This window comes from Loktanella gaetbuli (assembly GCF_020531945.1).
In the GTDB taxonomy this organism is placed as follows: Bacteria; Pseudomonadota; Alphaproteobacteria; order Rhodobacterales; family Rhodobacteraceae; genus Loktanella; species Loktanella gaetbuli.
Map to the genome: position 1 here is coordinate 185,065 of NZ_JAJATZ010000001.1, position 23,329 is coordinate 208,393.

General features: G+C 61.3%; 24 protein-coding genes. 13 read left to right on the forward strand and 11 right to left on the reverse strand.

Annotated features, from left to right (window positions below; genetic code table 11):
• The first annotated feature begins 30 nt into the window (after positions 1-30).
• The 6 genes from bamA to lpxB all read left to right on the forward strand — a co-directional run bounded on the left by bamA (position 31) and on the right by lpxB (position 6,240).
• Positions 31-2,358, forward strand: coding sequence for an outer membrane protein assembly factor BamA (gene bamA, locus LGQ03_RS00895; RefSeq protein WP_404807253.1), 2,328 nt, complete (start codon positions 31-33; stop codon positions 2,356-2,358).
• A gap of 20 nt (positions 2,359-2,378) precedes the next feature.
• Positions 2,379-2,987, forward strand: a complete 609-nt coding sequence (locus LGQ03_RS00900; protein ID WP_226746881.1) for an OmpH family outer membrane protein — start codon at positions 2,379-2,381, stop codon at positions 2,985-2,987.
• A 73-nt stretch (positions 2,988-3,060) separates the two neighbouring features.
• Positions 3,061-3,534, forward strand: coding sequence for a 3-hydroxyacyl-ACP dehydratase FabZ (gene fabZ / locus LGQ03_RS00905; protein WP_226746882.1), 474 nt, complete (start codon positions 3,061-3,063; stop codon positions 3,532-3,534).
• Entirely contained in the window at positions 3,531-4,313 is a 783-nt protein-coding gene (gene lpxA / locus LGQ03_RS00910) for an acyl-ACP--UDP-N-acetylglucosamine O-acyltransferase (RefSeq protein ID WP_226746883.1), read from the forward strand. Before fabZ ends, lpxA begins: the two co-directional genes overlap by 4 nt.
• Positions 4,310-5,092: an LpxI family protein gene (locus LGQ03_RS00915; protein ID WP_226746884.1), complete on the forward strand. Its 783-nt coding sequence runs from the start codon at positions 4,310-4,312 to the stop codon at positions 5,090-5,092. Before lpxA ends, LGQ03_RS00915 begins: the two co-directional genes overlap by 4 nt.
• Positions 5,089-6,240 carry a lipid-A-disaccharide synthase gene (gene lpxB, locus LGQ03_RS00920; protein ID WP_226746885.1) on the forward strand — a complete coding sequence of 384 codons (1,152 nt, stop codon included), beginning with the start codon at positions 5,089-5,091 and terminating at the stop codon, positions 6,238-6,240. Before LGQ03_RS00915 ends, lpxB begins: the two co-directional genes overlap by 4 nt.
• 76 nt (positions 6,241-6,316) lie before the next feature.
• Here the strand turns inward: lpxB and LGQ03_RS00925 are convergent, their stop codons facing one another.
• The 4 genes from LGQ03_RS00925 to guaA form a co-directional block, all read right to left on the reverse strand.
• Positions 6,317-7,804: a hypothetical protein gene (locus LGQ03_RS00925; protein ID WP_226746886.1), complete on the reverse strand. Its 1,488-nt coding sequence runs from the start codon at positions 7,802-7,804 to the stop codon at positions 6,317-6,319.
• Between the two features lie 132 nt (positions 7,805-7,936).
• Positions 7,937-8,794, reverse strand: a complete 858-nt coding sequence (locus LGQ03_RS00930; protein ID WP_226746887.1) for a DMT family transporter — start codon at positions 8,792-8,794, stop codon at positions 7,937-7,939.
• A complete protein-coding gene (locus LGQ03_RS00935; RefSeq protein ID WP_226746888.1) occupies positions 8,791-9,057 on the reverse strand; it encodes a putative quinol monooxygenase in 267 nt (88 codons plus the stop codon). The genes LGQ03_RS00930 and LGQ03_RS00935 overlap by 4 nt, the downstream gene beginning before the upstream one ends.
• Positions 9,054-10,628 carry a glutamine-hydrolyzing GMP synthase gene (guaA, locus tag LGQ03_RS00940; RefSeq protein WP_226746889.1) on the reverse strand — a complete coding sequence of 525 codons (1,575 nt, stop codon included), beginning with the start codon at positions 10,626-10,628 and terminating at the stop codon, positions 9,054-9,056. The genes LGQ03_RS00935 and guaA overlap by 4 nt, the downstream gene beginning before the upstream one ends.
• Before the next feature lie 127 nt (positions 10,629-10,755).
• Between guaA and LGQ03_RS00945 the strand changes: the two genes are divergently transcribed.
• Positions 10,756-12,303 (forward strand): trimethylamine methyltransferase family protein, encoded by a 1,548-nt coding sequence (locus LGQ03_RS00945; protein ID WP_226746890.1) that lies wholly within the window; start codon positions 10,756-10,758, stop codon positions 12,301-12,303.
• On the opposite strand, the gene LGQ03_RS00950 is transcribed toward LGQ03_RS00945, so the two are convergent.
• Positions 12,296-12,604 (reverse strand): DUF6477 family protein, encoded by a 309-nt coding sequence (locus LGQ03_RS00950; RefSeq protein ID WP_226746891.1) that lies wholly within the window; start codon positions 12,602-12,604, stop codon positions 12,296-12,298. The two genes, LGQ03_RS00945 and LGQ03_RS00950, sit on opposite strands and share 8 nt — an antisense overlap.
• Before the next feature lie 235 nt (positions 12,605-12,839).
• On the opposite strand from LGQ03_RS00950, the gene LGQ03_RS00955 reads away from it, so the two are divergent.
• Together LGQ03_RS00955 and lipA are read left to right on the forward strand one after the other, a co-directional pair.
• Positions 12,840-13,907, forward strand: a complete 1,068-nt coding sequence (locus tag LGQ03_RS00955) for a DUF6456 domain-containing protein (protein ID WP_226746892.1) — start codon at positions 12,840-12,842, stop codon at positions 13,905-13,907.
• 99 nt (positions 13,908-14,006) lie between these two features.
• The gene (gene lipA, locus LGQ03_RS00960) at positions 14,007-14,954 is read left to right on the forward strand and encodes a lipoyl synthase (RefSeq protein WP_056031521.1); all 948 of its coding nucleotides are present in this window, start codon (positions 14,007-14,009) and stop codon (positions 14,952-14,954) included.
• Here the strand turns inward: lipA and LGQ03_RS00965 are convergent.
• Together LGQ03_RS00965 and hpt are read right to left on the reverse strand one after the other, a co-directional pair.
• Entirely contained in the window at positions 14,951-15,130 is a 180-nt protein-coding gene (locus LGQ03_RS00965) for a DUF3649 domain-containing protein (protein ID WP_226746893.1), read from the reverse strand. The two genes, lipA and LGQ03_RS00965, sit on opposite strands and share 4 nt — an antisense overlap.
• Entirely contained in the window at positions 15,127-15,663 is a 537-nt protein-coding gene (hpt, locus tag LGQ03_RS00970; RefSeq protein WP_056031527.1) for a hypoxanthine phosphoribosyltransferase, read from the reverse strand. Before hpt ends, LGQ03_RS00965 begins: the two co-directional genes overlap by 4 nt.
• A gap of 82 nt (positions 15,664-15,745) precedes the next feature.
• On the opposite strand from hpt, the gene LGQ03_RS00975 reads away from it, so the two are divergent.
• Positions 15,746-16,195: a type II toxin-antitoxin system RatA family toxin gene (locus LGQ03_RS00975; protein WP_056031531.1), complete on the forward strand. Its 450-nt coding sequence runs from the start codon at positions 15,746-15,748 to the stop codon at positions 16,193-16,195.
• A 47-nt stretch (positions 16,196-16,242) separates the two neighbouring features.
• Here LGQ03_RS00975 and LGQ03_RS00980 read toward each other — a convergent pair whose 3' ends face one another.
• From LGQ03_RS00980 to LGQ03_RS00995, 4 genes are all read right to left on the reverse strand, one after another.
• Complete coding sequence (locus LGQ03_RS00980; protein WP_226746894.1) at positions 16,243-17,424, reverse strand: ammonium transporter; 1,182 nt, start codon at positions 17,422-17,424, stop codon at positions 16,243-16,245.
• A gap of 138 nt (positions 17,425-17,562) precedes the next feature.
• Positions 17,563-18,048: a CinA family protein gene (locus LGQ03_RS00985; RefSeq protein ID WP_226746895.1), complete on the reverse strand. Its 486-nt coding sequence runs from the start codon at positions 18,046-18,048 to the stop codon at positions 17,563-17,565.
• Positions 18,045-18,536 carry a phosphatidylglycerophosphatase A family protein gene (locus tag LGQ03_RS00990; protein ID WP_226746896.1) on the reverse strand — a complete coding sequence of 164 codons (492 nt, stop codon included), beginning with the start codon at positions 18,534-18,536 and terminating at the stop codon, positions 18,045-18,047. The genes LGQ03_RS00985 and LGQ03_RS00990 overlap by 4 nt, the downstream gene beginning before the upstream one ends.
• Positions 18,533-19,651, reverse strand: coding sequence for a bifunctional 2-C-methyl-D-erythritol 4-phosphate cytidylyltransferase/2-C-methyl-D-erythritol 2,4-cyclodiphosphate synthase (locus tag LGQ03_RS00995; RefSeq protein WP_226746897.1), 1,119 nt, complete (start codon positions 19,649-19,651; stop codon positions 18,533-18,535). The genes LGQ03_RS00990 and LGQ03_RS00995 overlap by 4 nt, the downstream gene beginning before the upstream one ends.
• A 187-nt stretch (positions 19,652-19,838) precedes the next feature.
• On the opposite strand from LGQ03_RS00995, the gene dusB reads away from it, so the two are divergent.
• From dusB to LGQ03_RS01010, 3 genes are read left to right on the forward strand one after another with little or no spacing between them, the layout of a single operon-like run.
• Positions 19,839-20,825 carry a tRNA dihydrouridine synthase DusB gene (gene dusB / locus LGQ03_RS01000; protein WP_226746898.1) on the forward strand — a complete coding sequence of 329 codons (987 nt, stop codon included), beginning with the start codon at positions 19,839-19,841 and terminating at the stop codon, positions 20,823-20,825.
• Complete coding sequence (locus LGQ03_RS01005) at positions 20,822-21,892, forward strand: two-component system sensor histidine kinase NtrB (protein ID WP_056031552.1); 1,071 nt, start codon at positions 20,822-20,824, stop codon at positions 21,890-21,892. The genes dusB and LGQ03_RS01005 overlap by 4 nt, the downstream gene beginning before the upstream one ends.
• Positions 21,892-23,253 (forward strand): response regulator, encoded by a 1,362-nt coding sequence (locus LGQ03_RS01010; protein ID WP_090159283.1) that lies wholly within the window; start codon positions 21,892-21,894, stop codon positions 23,251-23,253. Before LGQ03_RS01005 ends, LGQ03_RS01010 begins: the two co-directional genes overlap by 1 nt.
• Positions 23,254-23,329 lie beyond the last annotated feature (76 nt).

Below are 23,329 nucleotides of genomic sequence, written 5' to 3' on the forward strand. Positions count from 1 at the left end.
CAACTGGGGATGACAAAAGCAGGCGCTGACATGACTTTGACAACGGGGGGCGTTCGTGCGTCCGGACTGATGGGAATGTGTCGCACTGCGACGCTGGTTTTTGCGGTCGCGGTTCTGCCAGCTGCACCGGCATTTGCACAGAGTTTTACGTTTAATAACGTTGTCATCAACGGTAACCAGCGCGTTGCCGACAGCACCATCCTGACCTTTGGTGGCATTTCGCGCGGCGAAACGGTCGATGCGGCTACCCTGAACGATGCAGGCCAGAATATCCGTGCATCCGGCCTGTTCGACAACGTCGAGGTGCGGGCGCAGGGCAATACGCTGATCATCGACGTGGTGGAATTCCCGACAGTCAGTCAGGTTGCAATCGACGGAAACCGGCGTCTGGCCGATGGCGAGTTTCTGCCGCTGCTGGAAAGCCAGCCGCGCCGTATCTATTCGCCTGAAACGGTTGAACGCGATGTTGCGACGATCACGTCGATCTACGCGCGTAACGGTCGCATCAATGCAAGCGTGACACCCCGCATCATTCGTCTGTCCGAAAACCGCGTTAACGTGGTCTTCGAGGTCAGCGAAACAGGCGTCACCGAGGTCGAACGGATTACCTTTGTAGGCAACCGCAGCTTTTCCGACCGGCGCCTGCGCGGCGTGCTGGAAACCAAGGAAGCCGGTCTTTTGCGTGCGATCATCAGCCGCGATACCTTCTCCGAGGATCGGATCGCGTTTGATCGTCAGGTGCTGACCGATTTCTACCAGTCGCGTGGTTACGCCGATTTCACGCTGCAAAACGTCGATGTTGCGCTGACACGCGAACGCGACGCCTATCTGATCACCTACAACATTCAGGAAGGACAGCAGTTCACGTTCGGCAATGTGTCCGCGAGTTCTGCCCTGCCAGAGGTCGATGTCGCGACATTTCAGGCTGCACTCAGCACGCGCAGCGGGCGGACCTATTCGCCCGGTCAGGTTGACCGCGATATCGCGCGTCTTGAACGGCTTGCAATCCAGCAGGGTCTGACGTTCGTGGCCGTGGAGCCGCGGATCACGCGCAACGACCGCGACCTGTCGCTGGACGTGAATTTCGAGCTGGTGCGCGGTCCGCGCATTTTTGTCGAACGCATCGACATCGAAGGCAATTCCACCACGCTGGACCGGGTTGTGCGCAACCAGTTCCGCGTCGTCGAGGGTGACCCGTTCAACCCGCGCGAAATCCGCCAGGCCGCCGAACGTATCCGCGCCCTTGGATTTTTCGCGAATGCCGAGGTTGACGCGCGCGAGGGGTCCAGCCCGGATCAGGTCGTCGTGGATGTGAACGTCGAAGAGCAGCCCACAGGCTCGCTGTCATTCGGTGCCAACTACAACAGCGATGTGGGCGTGGGACTGGTGGCAAGTTTCCGCGAGGCAAATTTCCTTGGCCGCGGACAGGCCGTCGGCGTGCAGGTGTCCACTGCCAGTTCCAACCGTGTGTTCGATTTCAATTTCTCGGAACCGAATTTCCTGGGTCGTGATCTGCGTGCGGGCATCGATTTGTCCTACCGGGTCACCGATAATCAGAATGCCGATTATGACACCGAAAATTTCCGACTTAGTCCGAACCTGACGTTCCCTGTCAGCGAAAACGGGCGTCTGACGACTTTTGTCGCACTCAGCTATGACGATCTGAGCGGTCTGGAAGATGCCACCGGCATCAGTTCGATCATTCAGGAAGAGGCCGCATTGGACGGCGTGACGACGCAATCTCTGGGTTACGCCTACAGCTTTGACAACCGACGCACCGGGCTGGACCCGACCACAGGTTTCGTATTCCGGTTCGGTCAGGAATTCGGATTTGGTGACACGCAGTTCATCAAGACATCTGCGCTGGCTGCCGCCGAAACCAAGGTGCTGAACGAGGATGTCACGCTGCGGGCCACGATTGAGGGTGGGCATCTGTCGTATCAGGACGGGTTCAGCCGTGTGACGGACCGTTATTTCCTGAACGGCAACACCCTGCGCGGGTTTGATGCCAACGGTGTGGGACCGCGCGATCTGGATCCGGCCAATGACGTGAACGACGCGCTGGGTGGCACCAGCTTTGCCGTGGCGCGGCTCGAGGCGGAATTCCCGCTGGGTCTGCCCGAGGAATACGGCATCACAGGCGGTGTTTTCGTCGATTATGGTTCAGTCTGGGATATCGGTCGCCAGCCGAATGCGACGACCATCTACAATGACTTTACTGGGCGTTCGACCATCGGTTTCGCGATTTTCTGGACGACTCCCCTGGGGCCGCTGCGGTTCAACTTTACCGATGCGCTCAAGGCCGAGGAATTCGACGAAACCCGTTCGTTTGACCTGACGATTTCGACCGCATTCTGATGCGGGCGGCGGTTCTGGCCATGTGCGTCGCAGTTGCGGCGTGGGCTGGCCCGGCCGCCGCACAGCAGGATCCGCAGGCGTTGCCGATCCTGATCGTCGACTACGACCGGTTGTATATCGACAGCGAATACGCCCAGCAGATCCGCGCCGCACTGGACGCGGACGCCGAGGCATTAAAGGCCGAAAACGATCGCATCGTGGCGGCCCTGACCGAAGAAGAACGGTCACTGACCCTGCGCAGACCGACCATGACCGCCGAGGCATTCCGCGCCGAGGCAGATGCATTCGATACCAAGGTGCAGGCCATCCGGCGCGCGCGTGACGCCAAGGAGGTCGAGCTGCAACGCGCGCGGTCCGCCGCGCGCGATGAATTCTTTGTCTCGGTGCGGGATGTGGTCGGGCAACTTATGCTGGAACGTGGCGCATCGGTCATTCTGGATCGACGTTCCGTTTTCCTGGCACTGGCGGCGTCAGATATCACGGACGAAGCTGTCAGCCGGATCGACGCGGTGATGCTGCAATCAGGGCAGGCGCCCGATGCCGACCAGCCGTTGATCGGCGGAACCGAGCCACAAGCCCCCGATGACACGCTCCTTGATACATCACCGGCGGCACCGCTGGACCCCTGAGTGACTTGTCGATCAAGAGGCCAGTTGTTAGTCAGTCTTGTGGCCTAAGCCGCCCAGACACGCAGGAGCCCAGATGTCCGATACCCAACAGACCCCGATCACCGTCGCTGACATTCATCTGATTCATGCGATCCTGCCGCATCGGTATCCTTTTTTGCTGGTTGACCGCGTGATCGATATCGACGGCACACAGACCGCGACCGGCATCAAGAATGTCACCATGAACGAGCCTCATTTTCAGGGGCATTTCCCCGGTGCGCCGATCATGCCCGGTGTGACCATCATCGAAGCGATGGCGCAGACGGCCGGTGTGATGGTGGGCGCGTCGATGGGTTTGGTGAACGGCGACCTGCTGATCTATTTCATGTCGATCGATAAGGCCAAGTTCCGCCGCAAGGTCATTCCGGGCGACCGGATGCTGATGCATGTGACGACGACGCGCGGCAAGCCGGGCGGCAAGGTCTGGAAATTCCACGGACGTGCCGAAGTCGACGGTGAGCTGGCGGCAGAATGCGAATTCTCGGCCATGCTGGACCTCAAGGGGTGAGTGCTGACATTCATCCGACTGCGGTGGTGTCCGATCATGCGGTGATCGGTGCGAATTGCACCATCGGGCCATTCTGCATGGTTGGGCCCAAGGTTGTCCTTGGTGACGGTGTCTGGCTCAAGAGCCACGTGGTCGTGGATGGTGACACCCATATCGGTGACGATTGCACCGTGTTTTCGTTTTCAGTGATCGGAGAAATTCCGCAGGACCTGAAATTTGCGGGCGAGGAAACACAACTGCGGATCGGCAAGCGCAATCGCATCCGCGAAAGTGTGACGATCAACACTGGCACGGCCGGTGGTGGCGGTGTCACACGGATCGGCGACGACTGCCTGCTGATGGCTGGCTGTCACGTGGCCCACGATGCGCAACTGGGCGACCGGATCGTGGTCGTCAATTCGGTTGCCATCGCCGGGCACTGCATCATCGAGGACGATGTGATCATCGGTGGGCTGTCGGGGATTCACCAGTTCGTCCGGATCGGGCAGGGCGCGATCATCGGTGCGCTGTCGATGGTAACAAACGACGTGCTGCCGCACGGTCTGGTCATGGGCGAACGTGCCGGGTTGGAAGGGTTGAATCTGGTCGGGCTACGCCGGCGCGGCGTGCCGCGCGACGATATCTCTGCGCTGCGCAAGGCGTTCGAAAGTCTGAAGTCCGGTGAAGGCACATTCCATGCGCGGGTCGAGGCCTTGCAGGATACCGATAGCGCCTATGTGAAACAGCTGGTCGATTTCGTGCTGGGTGAGACGGATCGCAGTTTTCTGATCCCGAAATGACGCTGGCGCTGATCGCGGGTGCCGGTGACCTGCCGGTGGCGCTGTTGGATAGGCTGCCTGCGCGACCTCTGGTCTGCGCCCTTGAGGAGGCAGAACCGCATGTGCCGGTCGATCTGTGGTTCAGGCTGGAACGGCTTGGGGGATTTTTGCGGGATCTGCGGGCGCGTGGGGTGACCCAAGTCTGTATGGCTGGCGGCATCCAGCGTCCCGGTATCGCGTGGCGGCATTTCGATTGGCCGACGGTGCGGTTGCTGCCCGTGATGCTGCGTGCGTTGTCCAAAGGTGACGATGGCGCATTGCGGACATTCATCGCTGTTCTCGAAAATCATGGTCTGCGGGTGGTAGCAGCCCATGACATCGTGCCAGGGCTGCTGCCTGCGGCTGGCGTTTTGACGGTGACACAACCCGGGCCGCCCCATCGGTCCGATGCGCTGGTGGGTGATCGTTGTCTTCACGACATGGGACGGCGCGACAGCGGGCAAGCCTGCATTGTGCGCGATGGCAGGATCGTGGACGAAGAGGACCGCCGCGGCACGGACGCCTTGATCGGACGCAATCCGGGCAGGGGCGGCATTCTGTTCAAGGGGCCAAAGCCCGATCAGGATCGGCGTGCTGATCTGCCTGTCATTGGGCCGGGCACGGCGCGGGGCGTGATCGCTGCAGGTCTCGACGGTATCGTGATCGAGGCCGGTGGGGTGATGGTATTGGACCGCGACGCGGTCATCGCCACGCTTGATGCCACGCAGAAATTTCTCTGGGTGCGCGAGGTGACGCGATGAGGGTTTTCGTGATCGCAGGAGAGCCGTCTGGCGACGCGCTGGGTGGGGCCGTCATGACCGGGTTGCGGCAACTGCGGCCTGACGTCAGCTTTGACGGTGTGGGTGGGCCGTTGATGCAGGCACAGGGGCTGGTCAGCCTGTTCCCGATGGACGAGCTGAGTGTCATGGGCCTGGCCGAGGTGCTGCCGAAATATCGCGCGCTCAAACGGCGGATTGCCGAATGCGCGCAGGCGGTTCTGGACACGCGACCTGATGTGCTGCTGACGATCGACAGCCCCGATTTTTGTTTGCGCGTGGCCAAGCTGGTCAAGGCACGCAGCGACATCACGACAGTGCATTACGTGGCCCCGTCGGTCTGGGCCTGGCGACCAAAGCGGGCAGATCGCATGGCGCGTCATATCGACCATGTGCTGGCACTCTTGCCGTTCGAGCCACCTTACATGACCGCAGCAGGCATGGGGTGTGATTTCGTCGGTCACCCGGTCGTCGCACAGCCGCAGGCCAGCCAGGCCGAGGCCGAGGCGTTCCGAGCGCAACATCGCAGTGGTGGCGGGCCACTGGTGCTGGCGTTGCCCGGATCGCGCAAGGGTGAGGTGACGCGCCTGACCGCCCGTTTCGGTGCCGCACTGGGACAATTGCGTGACAGTCATCCCGATCTGTCGGTGGTCATTCCCTGTGCGGCATCGGTTGTCGGATTGGTGCGGGATCTGACCGCGCATTGGCCTGTGACGCCGGTTTTGATTGATCCTGCGGATGATCCTGACGGTGCGGTGAAACGTGCGGCGTTTCGTGCGGCTGACGTGGCCTTAGCGGCATCCGGCACGGTTTCGCTGGAACTTGCGGCTGCCGGAACGCCGATGGTGATTGCCTATGACATGGCGTGGCTGTCGCGGGTCATCATGCAGCGCATGGTGCGGATCGACACGGTCACATTGGTCAACCTCGTGTCCGACACGCGTGCAGTGCCAGAATACATTGCTGCGGATTGCACGGCGGACAAGATCAGTGCCGGCCTGCGCGACACGCTGGCCGCGCCGGGTGCGCAGCAGGTCGCGATGGACCTCACGATGGACCGGCTTGGGCGCGGTGGTGAGGCACCTGGCCTGCGGGCCGCGCGTGCGCTGATCGCCGTCGCTGAGAACGCCTGATCCAGACAGCCCCTGCAAATGAAAATGGCCCCGCCTTGGACAGGCGGGGCCATTTGTTATTCAGATGTTTGTGCGATCAGAAACGATAGCCGACCGACAGACCGACAGCGATGGCCTTGTTATCGCTGAAGTTGGTGGCCAGCGTTTCGTCCGCGTTGTCGAGGCCGTCACCAAAGGTCACATATTCGATGCCGCCCGTGATCTTGAAAGCGTCATTGGTGTAGGTGCCACCGATGCCGAACGCGGTTGAACCGTCCGTGGGCGCAAGGCGCGACAGCACGTCGTCGTTGCCTTTTTCATAGGTGACGCGGGCAAAGGCCGAGAACTGGTCGTTGATCCGGCGGCCCACACCCAGACGGTAGGTTGTCACGTCGTCGTCGATACCCGTCACGCGGTCGCCGGTGATCGCCTGATAGCCTGCGGGCCGCACTTCCCAGTCAGACCACTTGGCGTGGCGGATTGAGCCGAAGACCAGCGTGTCCGCTGCGACGCCGGACTGGAAGTCGAGGGTGAAGACGTCAGGCATCTCGATTTCCGTGATGCTGGTCAGCTGAGCTGCGGGCAGTGCATCAACGTTTTCGGTGGTCACAAACGAATGCGTATAGCCGGCCTCATAGGTCAGTGCGACGCGCAGCGCGATTTCGGGACGCTCGTATGCGACACCGACAAGGTAGCTGGTTGCGCGGTCTTTTTCGGTGGTGGCCGTGTAGGAATACGGACCATCGATGGGATCACCGCCAAAGCCGGCAGCAAAGCCTGCGAGGGCCTGATCACCCAGCGCTTGCGCTGCTGCACCCTGTGCCTGCGCATCGGCACCCAGTGCGATGGCCTGATCGCGAAGTGCGACCGCCTGCGCGCCGTTTGCTGCTGCGCTTGCGCCAAGAGTCTGAGCTGTTGCGAAGTCTTGTGCGGCCGCGGCCGCGGCAGCTTGTGCCGCTTGCTGCTGTGCCAATGCGCCCAGCGCCTGCGCCTCTGCACCCAGCGCCTGCGCCTGACCGCCCTGTGCTAGTGCTGCTGCACCTTGTGCCTGTGCCGCGGCGGCCTGCGCTGCGGACTGGGGCACGACCGTGTTCAGCGCGACCAGCTTGTTGGGGATCACGATGTTCGCCTGACTCTCGATGCTGCGCAGACCACCGTAGACGCTGATGTTCGGCGTTGCCTGATATTTCAGCACCAGTGCGATTTGCGACGAATCCCATTCTGCGGCCAGACCGGTGTAATCACCGTCGGGGTAGAATGCGTTGGCACCAAAGGGCTGGTTTAGGAACAGGCCCAGGTCCAGTTTTTCGTTCAGCGCATATTTCAGCGACAATGATGCAGTGGAATAGTCCTCGGCCATGCCACCGGTGCTGCCACCGTTGAAAACGCGGGGTCCGCCTTCAAAGATCGGGGCGGTTGTCGGGTAGTCGCCAGATACGTCTGGGCGCACGGTCGCAAAGCCCAATTCAACGTAGTTTCCGTCTTCGAACAGGACTGCGTAATTGTTGAGCGTACGGTCGATACCACCGGCAGATGCGGCGGTCGTCAGCATCAGTGCTGCGGCCGTCGATAGTGAAAGTTTCATGTCTCCATCCCATCCATGAAATTGGTTGCATTCATTCATGTCTGAGAAGCGTTTACGATTCGGTCAATGTTTGACCTTACGTTAAACAAGTGTCGCATTTTTCCATGTGACTTGATTGACGCGGGGGACGGTTTATGCGGCCGCCTTGCGGCGCAGATTGATGTAATTGCCCGCGATGATGAACGCAGCCCCCAGGAACAACCACGGGTCAAGCGGTTCCGAATAGATCAGCGCACCGATGATCGCGATGGTCGGCAATCGGGCGAAATCCATCGGCATGACGATCGTCGCGGTCGCCAGCGACAATGCGTTCGTCAGGCAAAAATGCGCAAGCAGGCCCGCGCACCCGATCACGACCAGCCATGGCAGGGTCGCGGCATTTGGCATGGCGATGTCCATGTCCCAACCGGCGCAGACGATGCCAAAGACGGCCTGCATGACGGTCAGGTAGAACAGGATGCAGGTGATACTGTGCCGCTGGGTCAGCCGCCGGGTAAAGATCGCGGTCAGGGCAAAAAATATCGCACAGGCCGCGGCGGCTGCCAGACCGGGTGTCAGGGGGATCGTGCCCGGACGGGTGACGATCAGAATGCCGACGAACCCCATGATGGCCGCGATGACGCCCGCCTGGGTGATGCGTTCCCCCAGCAAGAGAGGTGATAACAGCAGCACCCAGATCGGCGTCGTGAATTCCAGTGCAAAGACCTGTGCCAGAGGGATGCTGGCGACGGCAAAGAACCACAGGTTCTGGCCGGTGAAATGCGCAAGGTTGCGCATCCCGTGCAGGCGCAGATCGCGGGTGTCGATCTGGTTCAATGTGCCTGCGAAACCTGCAACCGTAACCACGATAATGATACCCAGCAGGCTGCGAAACAGCATGATTTCAAAGGTATCGAGGGCAAAGCTGATCTGGCGCCCTGCAACGGCCATGGATGTAAAGGACCCGATGGCACCGATCATCCACAAACCAGCGCGCAGGGTCGGGTTCATCCCTTGGTCACCGTGTAGTTGCGTGGCAGCCCGGCTGTGATCTTTGCCCATGTGCTCGCGCCAGCGCGTAATTGATGGGCGTCGAATGCGGCCTCGTCTGCAAAGGTTTCAGACACCATGAAAACGCCCGGCGTGGTTTCGGCCACATCGAATGTGATGCAGCCATTTTCCTGACGGGTCAGCGCGATATGCGCGGGCAAGGCTGCCCGGACCGCATCAAGGCGGTCAGGCGGGCAGGTCATTGCCCCCGTCAGGTAGATCATTCCCACTCGATCGTGCCCGGAGGTTTGCTGGTGATGTCATAGGTGACGCGGTTGATGCCCGGCACCTCGTTGATGATGCGCGTTGCGGTTTCGCCCAGAAAATCGTGGGTGAACGGGTAGTAATCCGCGGTCATGCCATCGACCGATGTCACCGCGCGCAGGGCGCAGGCAAAATCATAGGTGCGTCCGTCGCCCATCACGCCGACGGTGCGCACGGGCAGGATCGCGACAAAGGCCTGCCAGATTTCGTCATACAGGCCATGCTTGCGAATCTGGTCGATATAGACCGCGTCGGCCTTGCGCAGGATCTCCAGCTTTTCGCGGGTGATCTCACCGGGGCAGCGAATCGCAAGGCCCGGGCCGGGGAACGGGTGACGCCCGATGAACGACGGCGGCAGACCCAGTTCGACGCCCAGGGCGCGGACCTCGTCCTTGAACAGCTCTCGCAGGGGTTCGACCAGTTTCAGACCCATCTTTTCAGGGAGGCCACCGACGTTGTGGTGGCTCTTGATCGTGACGGACGGCCCACCGGAAAAGCTGACCGATTCGATCACGTCGGGATACAGCGTGCCTTGGGCAAGGAATTCGGCACCCTGAATGCCGTCGGCGTACTTCTGAAACACGTCGATGAACAACCCGCCGATGATCTTGCGCTTGGTCTCGGGGTCGCTGACGCCGTCGAGTTTGCCCAGAAACAGTTCTGATTCGTCGGCATGGATCAGGTTGAGGTTGTAATTGTCACGGAACATCGTGACGACCTGTTCGGCCTCGCCCTGCCGCAACAGACCGTGGTCAACAAAGACACAGGTCAGTTGATCGCCGATCGCCTCGTGAATCAGAATAGCGGTGACAGAGCTGTCGACGCCGCCGGACAGCGCACAGATGACCTGTTTGTCGCCCACCTGTTCGCGGATCGCGGCAATGGCCTGTTCGCGGTAGGCTTCCATCGTCCAGTCGCCGCTGAACCCGGCCAGCCGCACAAAGTTTTCATACAGCTTTGCGCCGTTGGGGGTGTGGTGCACCTCTGGGTGGAATTGCACGGCATAGAAATGGCGTGCGGCATCGGCGGTGATGGCGAATGGTGCATTGGGGGAGGTGCCATAGACCTCGAACCCCGGTGCGATCTTGGCCACGTGGTCGCCATGGCTCATCCAGACCTGTTCGCGGTCATTGGTGAACCAGCCGTCCAGCAGGTCCAGCCGACCCGTGGGTGTCACGAATGCGCGGCCGAATTCGGCGGTGCCGCCACCGCCCGAAATCTTGCCACCTTCAACATGGCCGCCCAGATCCTGCATCATGACCTGCTGGCCATAGCAGATGCCCAGAATTGGCACGCCCAGGTCGTAGATCGACTTGGGCGGTCGGGGTGATCCCGGCCGGGTCACGCTGTCCGGTCCGCCGGAAAAAATCACGGCGCGGGGGGCAAAATCCGCCAGAAAAGCGTCCGTGACGTTCTGGTAGGGGTGAATTTCGCAGTAGACGTTCAACTCGCGCAGCCGGCGGGCGATCAGCTGGGTGACCTGGCTGCCAAAGTCGACGATCAACAGGCGTTCATGTTCAATCATATCCATGTGGCCTGATTATGCTGTCACAGGCGGCGCTGCAATGTCGCTTTCGTGCGCGGCATGGCGTTTGTCACCCCGCCTGACATGATTCACGGGCGTATGAAGGGGCAACGCAAGCTTAAAGAGGCCCGACATGACAGAAACAATTTCCCCCAGCCGCAGGGCCCGTGGTGGCGGTGGGGCCGCCCGGCGCGCGGAACGCACCGCCGTCAGCGTCGAAACCGCAAAGTATATCGAACGCAACATTCCCAACTACGAGGTTCTGACCGAAGAGGCGTTGCAGGTCATCGAGCGCAACGCCGAAACGGTTCTGGAAGAGATCGGCGTGAATTTCGTCGATAACCCGGCGGCGCTGGATCGTTGGCGCGCTGCGGGTGCGCAGATCGAGGGTGAACGCGTGCGGATTCCACGCGGTCTGGCACGCAAGCTGTGCAGCACGGCCCCGTCGGAATACATCCAGCATGCCCGTAACCCCGAACGGTCAGTCGTGGTCGGCGGCAAGAATCTGGTGCTGGCCCCGGTCTATGGTCCGCCATTTGTGCGCGATGCAGAGGGCGGCCGCCGGTATGCGACGCTGGATGATTTCGAGAAATTCGTAAAACTGGGCTATATGTCGAAATGGTTGCACCATTCCGGCGGAACGGTCTGCGAACCCACCGACATTCCGGTGAACAAGCGGCATCTGGACATGCTGCTGGCGCATATGATTCTGTCGGACAAGCCGTTCATGGGGTCCGTGACAGAACCCAGCCGCGCGCAGGATTCGATCGACATGTGCAACATCCTGTTCGGCGCGGAATTTGTGCAGAACAACACGGTGATGACGTCACTGATCAATATCAACAGTCCGCTGACATTCGATTCGGTGATGATGGGTGCACTGGAGGTTTTTGCCGCCAACAATCAGGCCAGCATCATCAGTCCGTTCATCGTGGGTGGCGCGATGGCACCGACGTCGGTGGCGGGAACGCTGACGCAGGTGCTGGCAGAGGCGCTGGCCGGCATTGCCTATTCCCAGCTCGTGCGGCCGGGATCGCCGGTGGTGATGGGGGCCTTTGTGACCTCGATCGACATGAACTCTGGCGCGCCAACCTTTGGCACGCCAGAGGCCAGCCATATCACCTATGGTGTGGGGCAGCTCGCACGGCGAATGAACCTGCCATACCGGTCGGCCGGGTCGTTCTGCGGGTCAAAACTGCCCGATGCACAGGCTGCCTATGAAACGGCAAACAGTCTGAACATGGGCCTGCTGTCGGGTGTGAATTTCATGCTGCATGCCTGTGGTTGGCTGGAAGGCGGTCTGGTCGCCAGCTTCGAGAAATTCGTGATGGATGCCGACCAGTTGGGGGCATTGCACCATTTCGCCAAGGGCGTGGACATGTCCGAAAACGGGCAGGCTATGGATGCCATCGCCGAGGTCGGACCGGGTGGCCATTTTCTGGGCTGCGCGCATACGCAGCAGAATTTCAAATCCGCGTTCTGGCGGTCAGAGCTGCTGGACTACAAGCCATTCGAGACATGGGATGAGGAGGGCGCGCGCGATACGCAGGCCCTGGCCAGCGCGCGGGTGAAACGTCTGCTGGACACATACCGGCAGCCGCCCCTCGATCCCGAGATCGAGGCACGGCTGCGTGCCTACGTCGCCGACAAGAAGGCGTCGATGCCCGATAGCTTTATGTAGGGGGTGGCACCGGGCAGGGGCGCGTCGCTGCAAGGTCGCGCGCCTCTGACATGATGGCACATAACGCGGTGATGTGATCGCCAATCCGGTAATCATAGGATTGCGCGCGGCGGGCAGCCTCCATTTCGGTCTCTCGTTCCATCAGGATCATCAGTGTCGGGCCGGGGGTCGCCGGAACCCGCCCGTCCAGCAATCGCGACAGATCGCGCCCCCGTTGATAGTCGGTCAGCGCAAAGCGTGCCGCGCGCACAAGGAGCTGTGGCCGATTGAGCCTGCGTATCTGTGTATGAAGATCGAGCATCGTGTCATCCTTTGCATTTTCGTATCGCAACGGATGTCAGTTTTTCACAATCTCAGGCGGTGTTGCGCCGCAATCGATTTCATCGTGCGATCCATCAGGTGAAAATAAATCCTTTCAGAGCAGAAAGTTACGAGTGTGTTAATATTAACGTCTAGTTAATTAGACACTCATAGGTTGTTCGAAATAGACAGGTTGGCCTTGGTCAAACCTGCGTAGCCGGGAAGGGGACGCAACGATGAATTCAACACAAAATGCAAACGATGCGGACTGGGTGCCGTCGCCAGTCCAGGATTATATCGCCCATACGACCAAGGGACGGTCCATTCGCGCACTCGCGCGCAAGCGGGCGGTTCATCCGTCAACGATCCTGCGGCAGGTGCGCAATTGCGAGGCGCGTCGTGACGATCCGCTGGTTGACGCGGCTTTGCGGGCGCTGTCCGAAACGGATGCGCATCTCGAACAAAAGGCATCGCCAATCACGCCAATGTCTCCGGTTGCGGCGATGCCGTCGCGCACCCTGAGCAAGGCGCGGATGGAACGTGAGGCGGGCCATATCCTGCGACGTCTGTGCGAACCCGGTGCGGTCATGGCTGTCGCCCGTGACATGGACAGCGCGGTGATCGTCAGAGAGGACGCAGAGGGTGAGACGCTGCGGACGGCTGTGGTCGAGGCTGAATTGGCGCAGGCCTTTGCGTTGCAGAACTGGATTTCCTGCGCCGATCCGGGCGCACGGATTGCGCGTTATTTCGTGACATCGACGGGCCGGGCGGAATTGCGCCGATTGACGGCACGTGACGAAAACAGGGCGCAGGGATTTGCGGATGCGGCGGCAGGGCATGCGGACTGGATTGCCCCGAACGGTCGGCAGGCCGCGTCACGGTTCATCGCGACCGAAACGCCCCTGATGGGGCTGTCGCGCCGGCGCGACAAGGCGGGCAAACCGTTCCTGTCGCGTGAACTGGTGCAGGCAGGTGAGCGTCTGCGAGAGGATTTCGTCGTCGCTGACGCAGGCCCGGACGTGACCGAGGATTGGCGCGCGGCGCTGTCGCCTGAACCGCGCAGGTCATTGTCGCGTGGTGCATTGGCCGCGCGCAAACGATTGACGGATGCGTTGGACGACCTGGGGCCGGGATTGCAGGATGCCGTCCTGCGTTGTTGCTGCCTGTTGGAAGGCCTGGAAGTGACCGAACGCGCCATGGGCTGGTCCTCGCGTTCGGGCAAGATCGTTCTGCGCATCGCCTTGCAACGTCTGCTGCGTCACTATGACAGTGCGAACGGCAAACAGTCACCCATGATAGGCTAAGCGCCGATTTGCATGGCGGGACTGCGCGGCGGGTTCATGGACTTTTGCTGCGCAAGCGCCTAAGTGCAAGGGAACCAAAGGCGAACCAAGGCGGTCATCATGCGCGACCTGAAAATTCCGGCTCAGCGGCATCCAGAAAAGGCCAAGCGACCCGACAACGTCCAGCCCAAGAAACCGGACTGGATCAGGGTCAAGGCACCGACGTCCGAGGGGTACAAGACCACGCGCGACATCATGCGCACGCACAAGCTGACGACGGTCTGCGAAGAAGCGGGTTGCCCCAATGTCGGCGAATGCTGGAGCCAGGGTCACGCCACCATGATGATCATGGGCGAGGTCTGCACCCGCGCCTGCACGTTCTGCAATATCGCGACAGGCAAACCGCCCGAGGCGCTGGATGTGTTCGAGCCGGGCCGCGTGGCGGATGCGGTCAAGAAACTGGGTCTGAAACACGTCGTGATCACATCGGTTGACCGTGACGACGTCGCGGACGGCGGGGCAGAGCATTTCGCGCAGACCATCCGTGCCGTGCGCCGTCAGGCCCCGGGCACGACAATCGAAATCCTGACCCCCGATTTCATTCGCTGCGCACCAGAGGCACTGGAGGTCGTGGTTGCGGCGAAGCCGGACGTGTTCAACCACAACCTTGAAACCGTGCCGGGACTATATCCCGAGGTGCGGCCCGGTGCGCGGTATTTCCACAGCCTGCGCCTGTTGCAGCGGGTCAAGGAGCTGGACCCCACCATGTTCACCAAATCCGGCATCATGGTCGGGTTGGGCGAGGACCGTCAGGCTGTCATTCAGGTGATGGAGGACATGCGCGCCGCTGACATCGATTTTCTGACGATCGGTCAGTATCTGCAACCGACGCCCAAGCACCACCGCGTTGATCGGTTCGTCACCCCCGAGGAGTTTGCAGCCTACGAGAAGGCCGCGTTCGGCAAGGGTTTCCTGATGGTTTCGGCCTCTCCGCTGACGCGATCAAGCTATCACGCGGGCGATGATTTCGCCCGGCTTCAGGCGGCACGGCTGGCCAAACTGGGCTAGGGCTGCGTGATGGGGCGCGGACCTGCTGGGTCCGCGTCCATCGACAGGCCGAACAGGTGCTCGACACCCGCCAGCGCAAGACAGATCGCAATCACCGTCAGGCCCAGCCAGACCCGTTTGGCCGATGGCGGATTGCGGGCCCATCGACTGGCGTTCAGCAGCCAGCGCGGGTTCATGATGTGAACCGCACGCAGCCGATATAGGGCAGGTTGCGATTACGCTGTGCGTAGTCGATGCCGTAGCCCACGACAAAGGCGTCCGGGATTTCAAACCCGATCATGTCGGCCTTGAAATCGACCTCGCGGCGGGCGGGTTTGTCCAGCAATGCAATCGTTTTCAGACGGGCCGGATTCCGTGCCATGACGAAATCCGTCACCCGGGCAAGGGTATGGCCCGTGTCGACGATATCCTCGACGATCAGCACATCGCGACCTTCGACGGTGCCACGCAGATCCTTGAGGATTCGCACCTCTCTGCTGCTTTCCATGCCGTCGCCATAGCTGCTGGCCTCGATAAAATCGACCTCGACCGGCAGATCCAGTTCGCGCACCAGATCGGCGATGAATACGAATGATCCACGCAGCAGGCCCACGACCAGCAGTTTGTCCGTGCCTGCGAACGTGGTCTGGATTTCATCGGCCAGCGCCTCGATTCGCGCGGCAATCGCTTTTGCGCTGATCATCTGGTCAATGACATAGGGTTGGCTCATGGGGTCACCTGTCGCACCGGGGTTGATTTCAGGGGCCTACATACGACATTCAGTGGCATAGTCACACAACCGAAAGTCACCAATGCCAGTTCACGACGAGACACGGGTTCTGCCCTATACACCGCAGCAGATGTTCGATCTTGTCGCCGATGTCGAAAGCTACCCGAAATTCCTGCCTTGGACAGCGGCGGCGCGTCTGCGCGACCGCACCACGTTCGATGACCGGGTCGAAATATTGGCGGATCTGGTGGTCAGTTTCAAAGTGTTCCGCGAAACCTTTGGCAGCCGCGTCACACTGTGGCCCGCGCAAAAGGCGATCGACACGCAATATATTGACGGCCCGTTCAAGCATCTGAATTCGCGTTGGGAATTTTCGGATGCACCAGAGGGCTGCAAGGTGCATTTCCACGTCGATTTTGAATTCAAGAATCGCCTGCTTCAGGGGGCGGCGGGTATGTTTTTCAATCAGGCGATGCAGACCATCGTCAAGGCGTTCGAACGGCGCGCGGCGGCACTGTACGGCACCGCATGACGCGATTTCGGATGTGAAACGGGCGCCCTGCGGCCCCCGTTTTGCGTTCAGGTATTCAAATCGTAGGCGCGTTCACCGTGGGTGGTCAGGTCCAGTCCGGTGATTTCGGTTTCCTCGGACACGCGGAACTGTGTCACGGCGCGGCAGATGTAGATCAGCGCCACGGTCACGACGGTAGTCCAGACACCGACGATGGCCAGTGATCCCAGCTGTGCCGCCCAAGTACCTGCACCAAAGACCGCGATCATGATGGTGCCAAAGATGCCACCGACGCCGTGGACGGCGAAGACGTCCAATGTGTCGTCAATCGACAGTTTGGTGCGGATCAGGGCGACGGCCTCTTGGCACAGGACGCCCGCGATCGCTCCGATGATCAGCGCCTCGACCGGGCCGACAAAACCTGACGCGGGTGTGATGCTGGCCAGACCGGCGATGGTGCCGGTCACGAGGCCCACCAGCGAGGCACGACCGAATTTGATTCGTTCCCACAGGGCCCAGGTCAGCGATGCGGCAGCGGCAGACAGATGCGTGACGGTGATCGCCATGGCCGCACCGCCGTCGGCGGCCAACTGGCTGCCACCGTTAAATCCGAACCAGCCGACCCACAGCATCGCCGCACCGATCATCACCAGACCGGGATTGTGCGGCGGCTTGCTGCGATCCTTGCGCGCGCCCAGCATCACAGCGAGGATAAGCGCTGCCAGACCTGCGGTTTCATGGACGACGATGCCGCCCGCAAAATCGCGCACCCCGGTGTCGCCAAAGATTCCGCCGTCGGCCAGTATCCCGCCGCCCCAGACCCAATGCACGACAGGCGCATAGCACAGCAGCATCCACAGACCGGAAAACAGCAGCACGAATCCAAACCCGATCCGTTCGACATAGGCACCGACGATCAGGGCAGGGGTGATGATCGCAAAGGTCATCTGAAACGCAAAGAACAGGATTTCAGGCAGGTTGCCCGCCAGGCTGTCCGCGTCGATGCCCGCGAGGAACAGCTTGTCCAGACCGCCCCAATAGCCGGTCGTGCCGCCCCCGAACGCGATGGAATAGCCAAAGGCAAACCACAGAATGCTCATCAAACAGGCAATTGCGTAGCAGTGCATAAAGACGCTGAGCACGTTGCGGGCCCGCACGAGGCCCCCGTAAAACAAGGCCAGTCCGGGTAGTGTCATGAACAGCACAAGCGCCGTTGCCACCATGATCCAAGCGGTATCCGCTCCGTTCATCTGTTTTCTCCTCACGAAAATTTCGGCCCAGAGGCCGGATTCGTGTCGGTAAAGAAAGTGGCAACTGCTACGAGGGCCGCAAAACAAATGGGCGTTTATCGAACTGCGCTTATTTGGCGCGCTTTTTCGGCGGAACGCCTAAGAAAGTGGCGAAAAGTGAATCATTGCCTCTGACAGCAGGCTCAACCCGTGTGTGACGGTGGCCGCGCGGACCGCATCGCGCCCGATGGCCCCGAATTCGCGTGTTTCGCTGAACGTGCCTGCCTGTGTGGCGACGCCGAAACACACGCGTCCCTCGGGCTTGTGGTCAGATCCGCCGGGGCCTGCAATCCCGGTGACCGACAGCGCGATTGCGGCCTGTGACCGCGCCAGTGCGCCGCTGGCCATTTCGCGGGCGACCTGTTCCGACACCGCACCATGCGCATTCAGCGTCTCGGAACGGACGTCCAGCATCGCCTGTTTGGCCGCATTGGTATAGGTGACAAAGCCACGGTCAAAGACGGCAGAGCTGCCGGGCACTGCGGTCAAGGCGGCAGATATCAATCCGCCGGTGCAGCTCTCGGCCAGGGCGATCATGATGCCCCGTTCCCTTGCAAGATCAATGAGGTGTGCTGCGTTGTTCATGTCATCAGCACAGCGTGGAACAGCCCTGCAAGGATGACGACGCCCAGGGCTGCGAACAGGCCGGCGATCACATCATCCAGCATCACCCCCAGCGCGTCACCGCGTCTGTCGGCCCAACCGACAGGGCCCCATTTTGTGATGTCGAAGAGGCGAAACAGCAGGAAAGCCGCCAACCAGCCGGGCCAGAGCGCGGTATAGGCCGCGCCTGCGTTGGCGGCACCAAAGGCCAGAGGCCAGAGCGCGATCCATTGGCCCGCAACCTCGTCCGCGACGATCTCGGACGGGTCATGGTTCGCCTGACCTGCGATCATCCGGCCGGTTGCCCACCATCCCGCGCCAAAGATTGCAGCGGTGCCCGCAACCAGCAACCAGGGGCCGCCGAGGATCATCAAGGCGAGGCCCGTCGGCAGTGCTGCCAGCGATCCCCAGGTTCCGGGGGCGGGACGCAGATAACCCACGTAGAAGAATGTAGCGATCAGGCGGGTCATGCGGACATCAGTGCGGCAGTGGCAAGGGCTGCGATACCTTCGCCCCGGCCGGTGAAACCCAACCGTTCCGATGTCGTCGCCTTGACGCTGACCCGGTCGGGGGCGATGCCCAAAATCTCGGCCATGGCGGCGCGCATTGCGGCCTGATGTGGCCCGACCTTGGGGTATTCGCACACCAGCGTGCAGTCGACGTTTGAAATGGCAAATCCCATGTCGCGGGCCATCTGTGCCGCGTGCCGCAGGAAAATGTGGCTTTCGGCACCTTTCCATTGTGGATCGGTCGGGGGGAAATGCACGCCGATGTCGCCTTGTCCCAATGCGCCATAGATCGCATCCGTGACCGCGTGCATGCCCACGTCGGCATCGGAATGCCCCTGCAACCCGCGGTCAAAGGGCAGTTTCACACCGCACAGCATGACGTGGTCACCCGGTCCGAACCGGTGCACGTCATACCCGTTGCCCAGTCTGACATCCATGCGCCTCTCCATCAGTTGTGCGGCGCGGGCAAAGTCGTCCGCATGCGTTATCTTGATATTGTCTTCATCGCCCGCGACGATGGCGACGTCCAGCCCGGCGGCAAGTGCCACAGCCACATCATCGGCGGCATCAGAGAGGGCCGCCCGATGTGCGGCAAGAATTGCCGCCCGGTCAAACCCCTGCGGCGTCTGTGCACGATACAGACCCGTGCGGTCCTGCAATCCTGTCACCATTGCGTCACCACGCCAAAGCGCGTCGGTGACGGCTATCGCGGGGGCGGCTCCGACATGGCTGTCCAGCGCCGTGCAGACCCGGTCGATCAGAGAGGCCCGCACCAAGGGGCGTGCGGCATCGTGGATCAGCACGCGGTCGGCCTGCGTGGCGAGAAGCCCAGCCAGCACAGAGGCCTGACGCGTGGCGCCGCCGGGCGTGCAGACCACGCCCAGTGTCGCGCAACGGTTGATGTCGTCGGGGTGCAGGACGACGACGACCTCGTCGATCATCGGGTGTGCGGCAAAGGCGTTGATGGTCCGTTCCAACACGGGTACCCCCGCCAGATCACGCCATTGTTTCGGCACGCCGCCGCCCGCACGAAGTCCACGTCCGGCTGCAACGATGATGGCGGCGGTTCCTGGCATCGGCGGTCATACTCACTTTGCGCGTCTACAAAGTGACTATTGAACGGACAGGGTCCGCGCAAGTGCCGGCAGGTGTGCCTAAAATATGGGCGGTATGCGTGTACATAGTGCACTGGCCTTGGCGTCCGGGCCTGCGCCGCGTAGGTAGACACATGTTCGGATGTAACGCACAGGCTTTAGGCAAACGATGAATGCTGCGGCAAACCTACCCTTGACCGACTGCCCGGCGGTGGCTCTTGCGCCGCTGGCGGGGATCACGGATTTGCCGTTTCGTCAGGTTGTGGCGGGGTTCGGCGCATCCTGGGTCGTGTCGGAAATGGTCGCATCGCAAGAGATGGTGCAGGCCAAGGCAAGCGTGCGTGACCGTGCTGAACTGGGATTTGACCAGCGGGCGACTGCCGTGCAGTTGGCGGGGCGCGATCCGTATTGGATGGCTGAGGCCGCGCGCATGGTTGCCGCAAACGGGGCGGCGCTGATTGATATCAACATGGGATGTCCTGCGAAAAAGGTCGTGGGCGGTATGTCGGGGTCGGCCCTGTTGCGTGAACCCGATCACGCCTTGCGCCTGATCGAGGCGGTGGTCGCGGCGGTGGATGTGCCTGTGACGCTCAAGACGCGGCTGGGCTGGGATGACGGCAGCCTGAACGCGGCTGAGGTGGCGCTGCGTGCGCAGAATGCAGGCATTCAGCTTGTCACGATCCACGGTCGGACCCGCTGCCAGTTCTACAAGGGGCATGCCGATTGGGCTGCGATCCGTGCGGTGCGCGAGGCCGTTGATATCCCGGTGATCGCCAATGGCGACATCGTGGATCATGCCACGGCTGTGCAGGCACTGGACCAGTCTGGCGCGGACGGTGTGATGATCGGACGCGGGGCGCAGGGCCGGCCCTGGGTGCTGGCCCAGATTGCAGCGCGCATGTCCGGTGCACCGGTGCCAAAGGCACCCGGTGAAAATGAATTTATTGAAATGGTATCAAATCATTACGAGGCGATGCTGAGGTTTTATGGCATGAGCTTGGGCCTGCGTGTCGCGCGCAAACATCTTGGTTGGTACATGGATACAGCGGGCACCTTGCCGGGATTGCGGCACGCTGTGCTGACGGCGTCATCGCCGCAGAGCGTTTTGTCGCTGATCCCGGATGCGATGTCCCAGACCGCACCGGTGGCCGCATGATCGAGGATATCGCCCTGTGGGTGTCGCTGCCGACGCCTGCGTTATTGCTGGATGCCAATGACCGCATTCTGGAATCCAATCCTGCAGCAGAAAGTTTTCTGAACCTGTCGGAAAAGGCGCTGAAAAATCAGGTCGTCTGGGAAAAGGTCCTGATCGATTCACCCTTGGATGGTCCGTTTGAACGGGCGCGGGAACAGCAGACATCCTTGTTCATCAATGATGTTTTCGTCGGCTCGGGCATGAGCGCGCCGCAGCATTGCAATCTGCAGTTTTCGCCGCTGCAAAACCGTGACGGCGTGATGATCATGATCATCAGCCCACAGCAGATCGTGTCGCGCCTCGTGCAGAACACGGTGACCGGCAAGGCGGCACGATCGGCCATCGGCATGGCCGAAATGCTGGCGCATGAAATCAAGAACCCGCTGGCGGGGATCACGGGTGCCGCACAATTGCTGTCGATGGGCCTGTCGCCAGAGGACCAGGAGCTGACGGACCTGATCGTCGCGGAATCGCGCCGCATCGTGAAACTGCTGGAACAGGTCGAACAGTTCGGCAACCTGCGCCAGCCCAGCCGCAAGTCCATCAACATCCACGATACGCTGGATCGGGCGCGTCAGTCCGCCTCGGTCGGCTTTGGCGCGCATATGATGTTCGTGACGGATTATGACCCGTCCTTGCCGCGGGCGCTGGCGGATGCGGATCAGTTGCAGCAGATTTTCCAGAACCTGATCAAGAACGCCGCAGAGGCGGGTGGTCCGGGCGGCAAGATCACGCTGCGGACATTCTACGATGCCAGCCTGCGGGTGTTGCAGGCCGATGGGTCGCACGCGCGGCTACCGTTGCAGATCGAGGTGATTGACGACGGACCGGGCCTGCCGCCCGATATCGCCAGCAACGTGTTCGAACCCTTTGTTTCGGGGCGTGAAAACGGCACCGGTCTGGGGCTCGCACTGGTCAGCAAACTCATACAGGACGGCGGTGGCTGGATCACAGTCGATAGCGCCCCGGGCCGAACGGTATTTCGGATTTCACTGCCGCGCGCAGACACAGACGACGGAGACGATTGATGGATGGCACGATTCTGGTTGCGGATGATGACCGCACGATCCGCACGGTCCTGACCCAAGCGTTGACCCGCGCGGGCTGCAAGGTGCACGCGACATCGTCGCTGGTGACGCTGATGCGCTGGGTCGAAGAGGGCAAGGGTGATCTGGTGATTTCGGACGTGGTCATGCCCGACGGGAACGGGCTGGATCAATTGCCCAAGATCGCGGAATTGCGACCCGGTCTGCCCGTCATCGTGATTTCGGCACAGAACACCATCATGACTGCAATCCAGGCGGCAGAGGCTGACGCCTACGACTATCTGCCGAAACCGTTCGATCTGCCCGACCTGATGAAACGCGCAGCCCGCGCGCTAGAGGTCAAACGCACGTCGCACCCGGTTCGGCGCGAAACGGCGGGTGAGCATTCGGATTTGCCGCTGGTGGGTCGGACCCCCGCGATGCAGGCGCTGTACAAACTGGTCGCGCGGGTCATGAATACATCCATGCCGGTCCTGATTACGGGCGAAAGTGGCACGGGAAAATCGCTGATTGCACGCGCGATCCATGATTTTTCGGATCGCAGGTCGCTGCCATTCATTACGGTCGGCGGGGCCGATCTGGACGGAGCGGACGGGCCGCAATCGGTGCTGTCGCGTGCGCGGGGCGGATCCATCCTGTTCGATGAAATCGGAGATATGGATGCGCAGGCCCAGGGACGGATCGTGCGGATGCTGGATCAATTGGGCGACAGCGCACCGCGGATCATGGCGACATCGCAAACCGATCTGGGCAGCAAGATCGAGGCAGGCGCGTTCCGCGACGATCTGTTCTACCGCCTGTCCGGGGTGACGATTGCCGTGCCGTCATTGCGGGAACGGGTCGATGACATCCCGCTGCTGGCAGAGCATTTTCTGGCCAAGGCGGAACGTGATGGCGGGCCGTTGCGGCGCATTTCTGATGCGGCCACGGCACTGGTGCGCACCTACAGTTGGCCCGGCAATGTGCGCCAACTGGAAAATACGGTGCGGCGTCTGGTGTTTACGGCAGCCGGCGAGGAAATCAGCAAGACCGAAGTTGAGGCGGTTCTGGGCAACCAGCCTGCAATGGAGCCGCTGCGCGGTGGCGATACGGATAAATTGTCGAGTGCTGTGGCACGCCACCTGAAACGCTATTTCGACCTGCACGGCGGCATGCTGCCACCGCCGGGACTGTACAACCGCATTCTGCGCGAGGTCGAGGCCCCGTTGATCGAAATCGCCCTCGACGCGACCGCCGGAAATCAGGCGAAATGTGCTGATTTGCTGGGCATCAACCGCAATACACTCAGAAAGAAGATCACGGACCTCGATATTCAGGTGACACGCCGCCGCAAATTGATGTAAAACCGCAACATAAGCGTGGCCCCGGCGGAACATCCGACGGCAAGGACCACATAAAACGGCGGTATTGGCGGGGTCA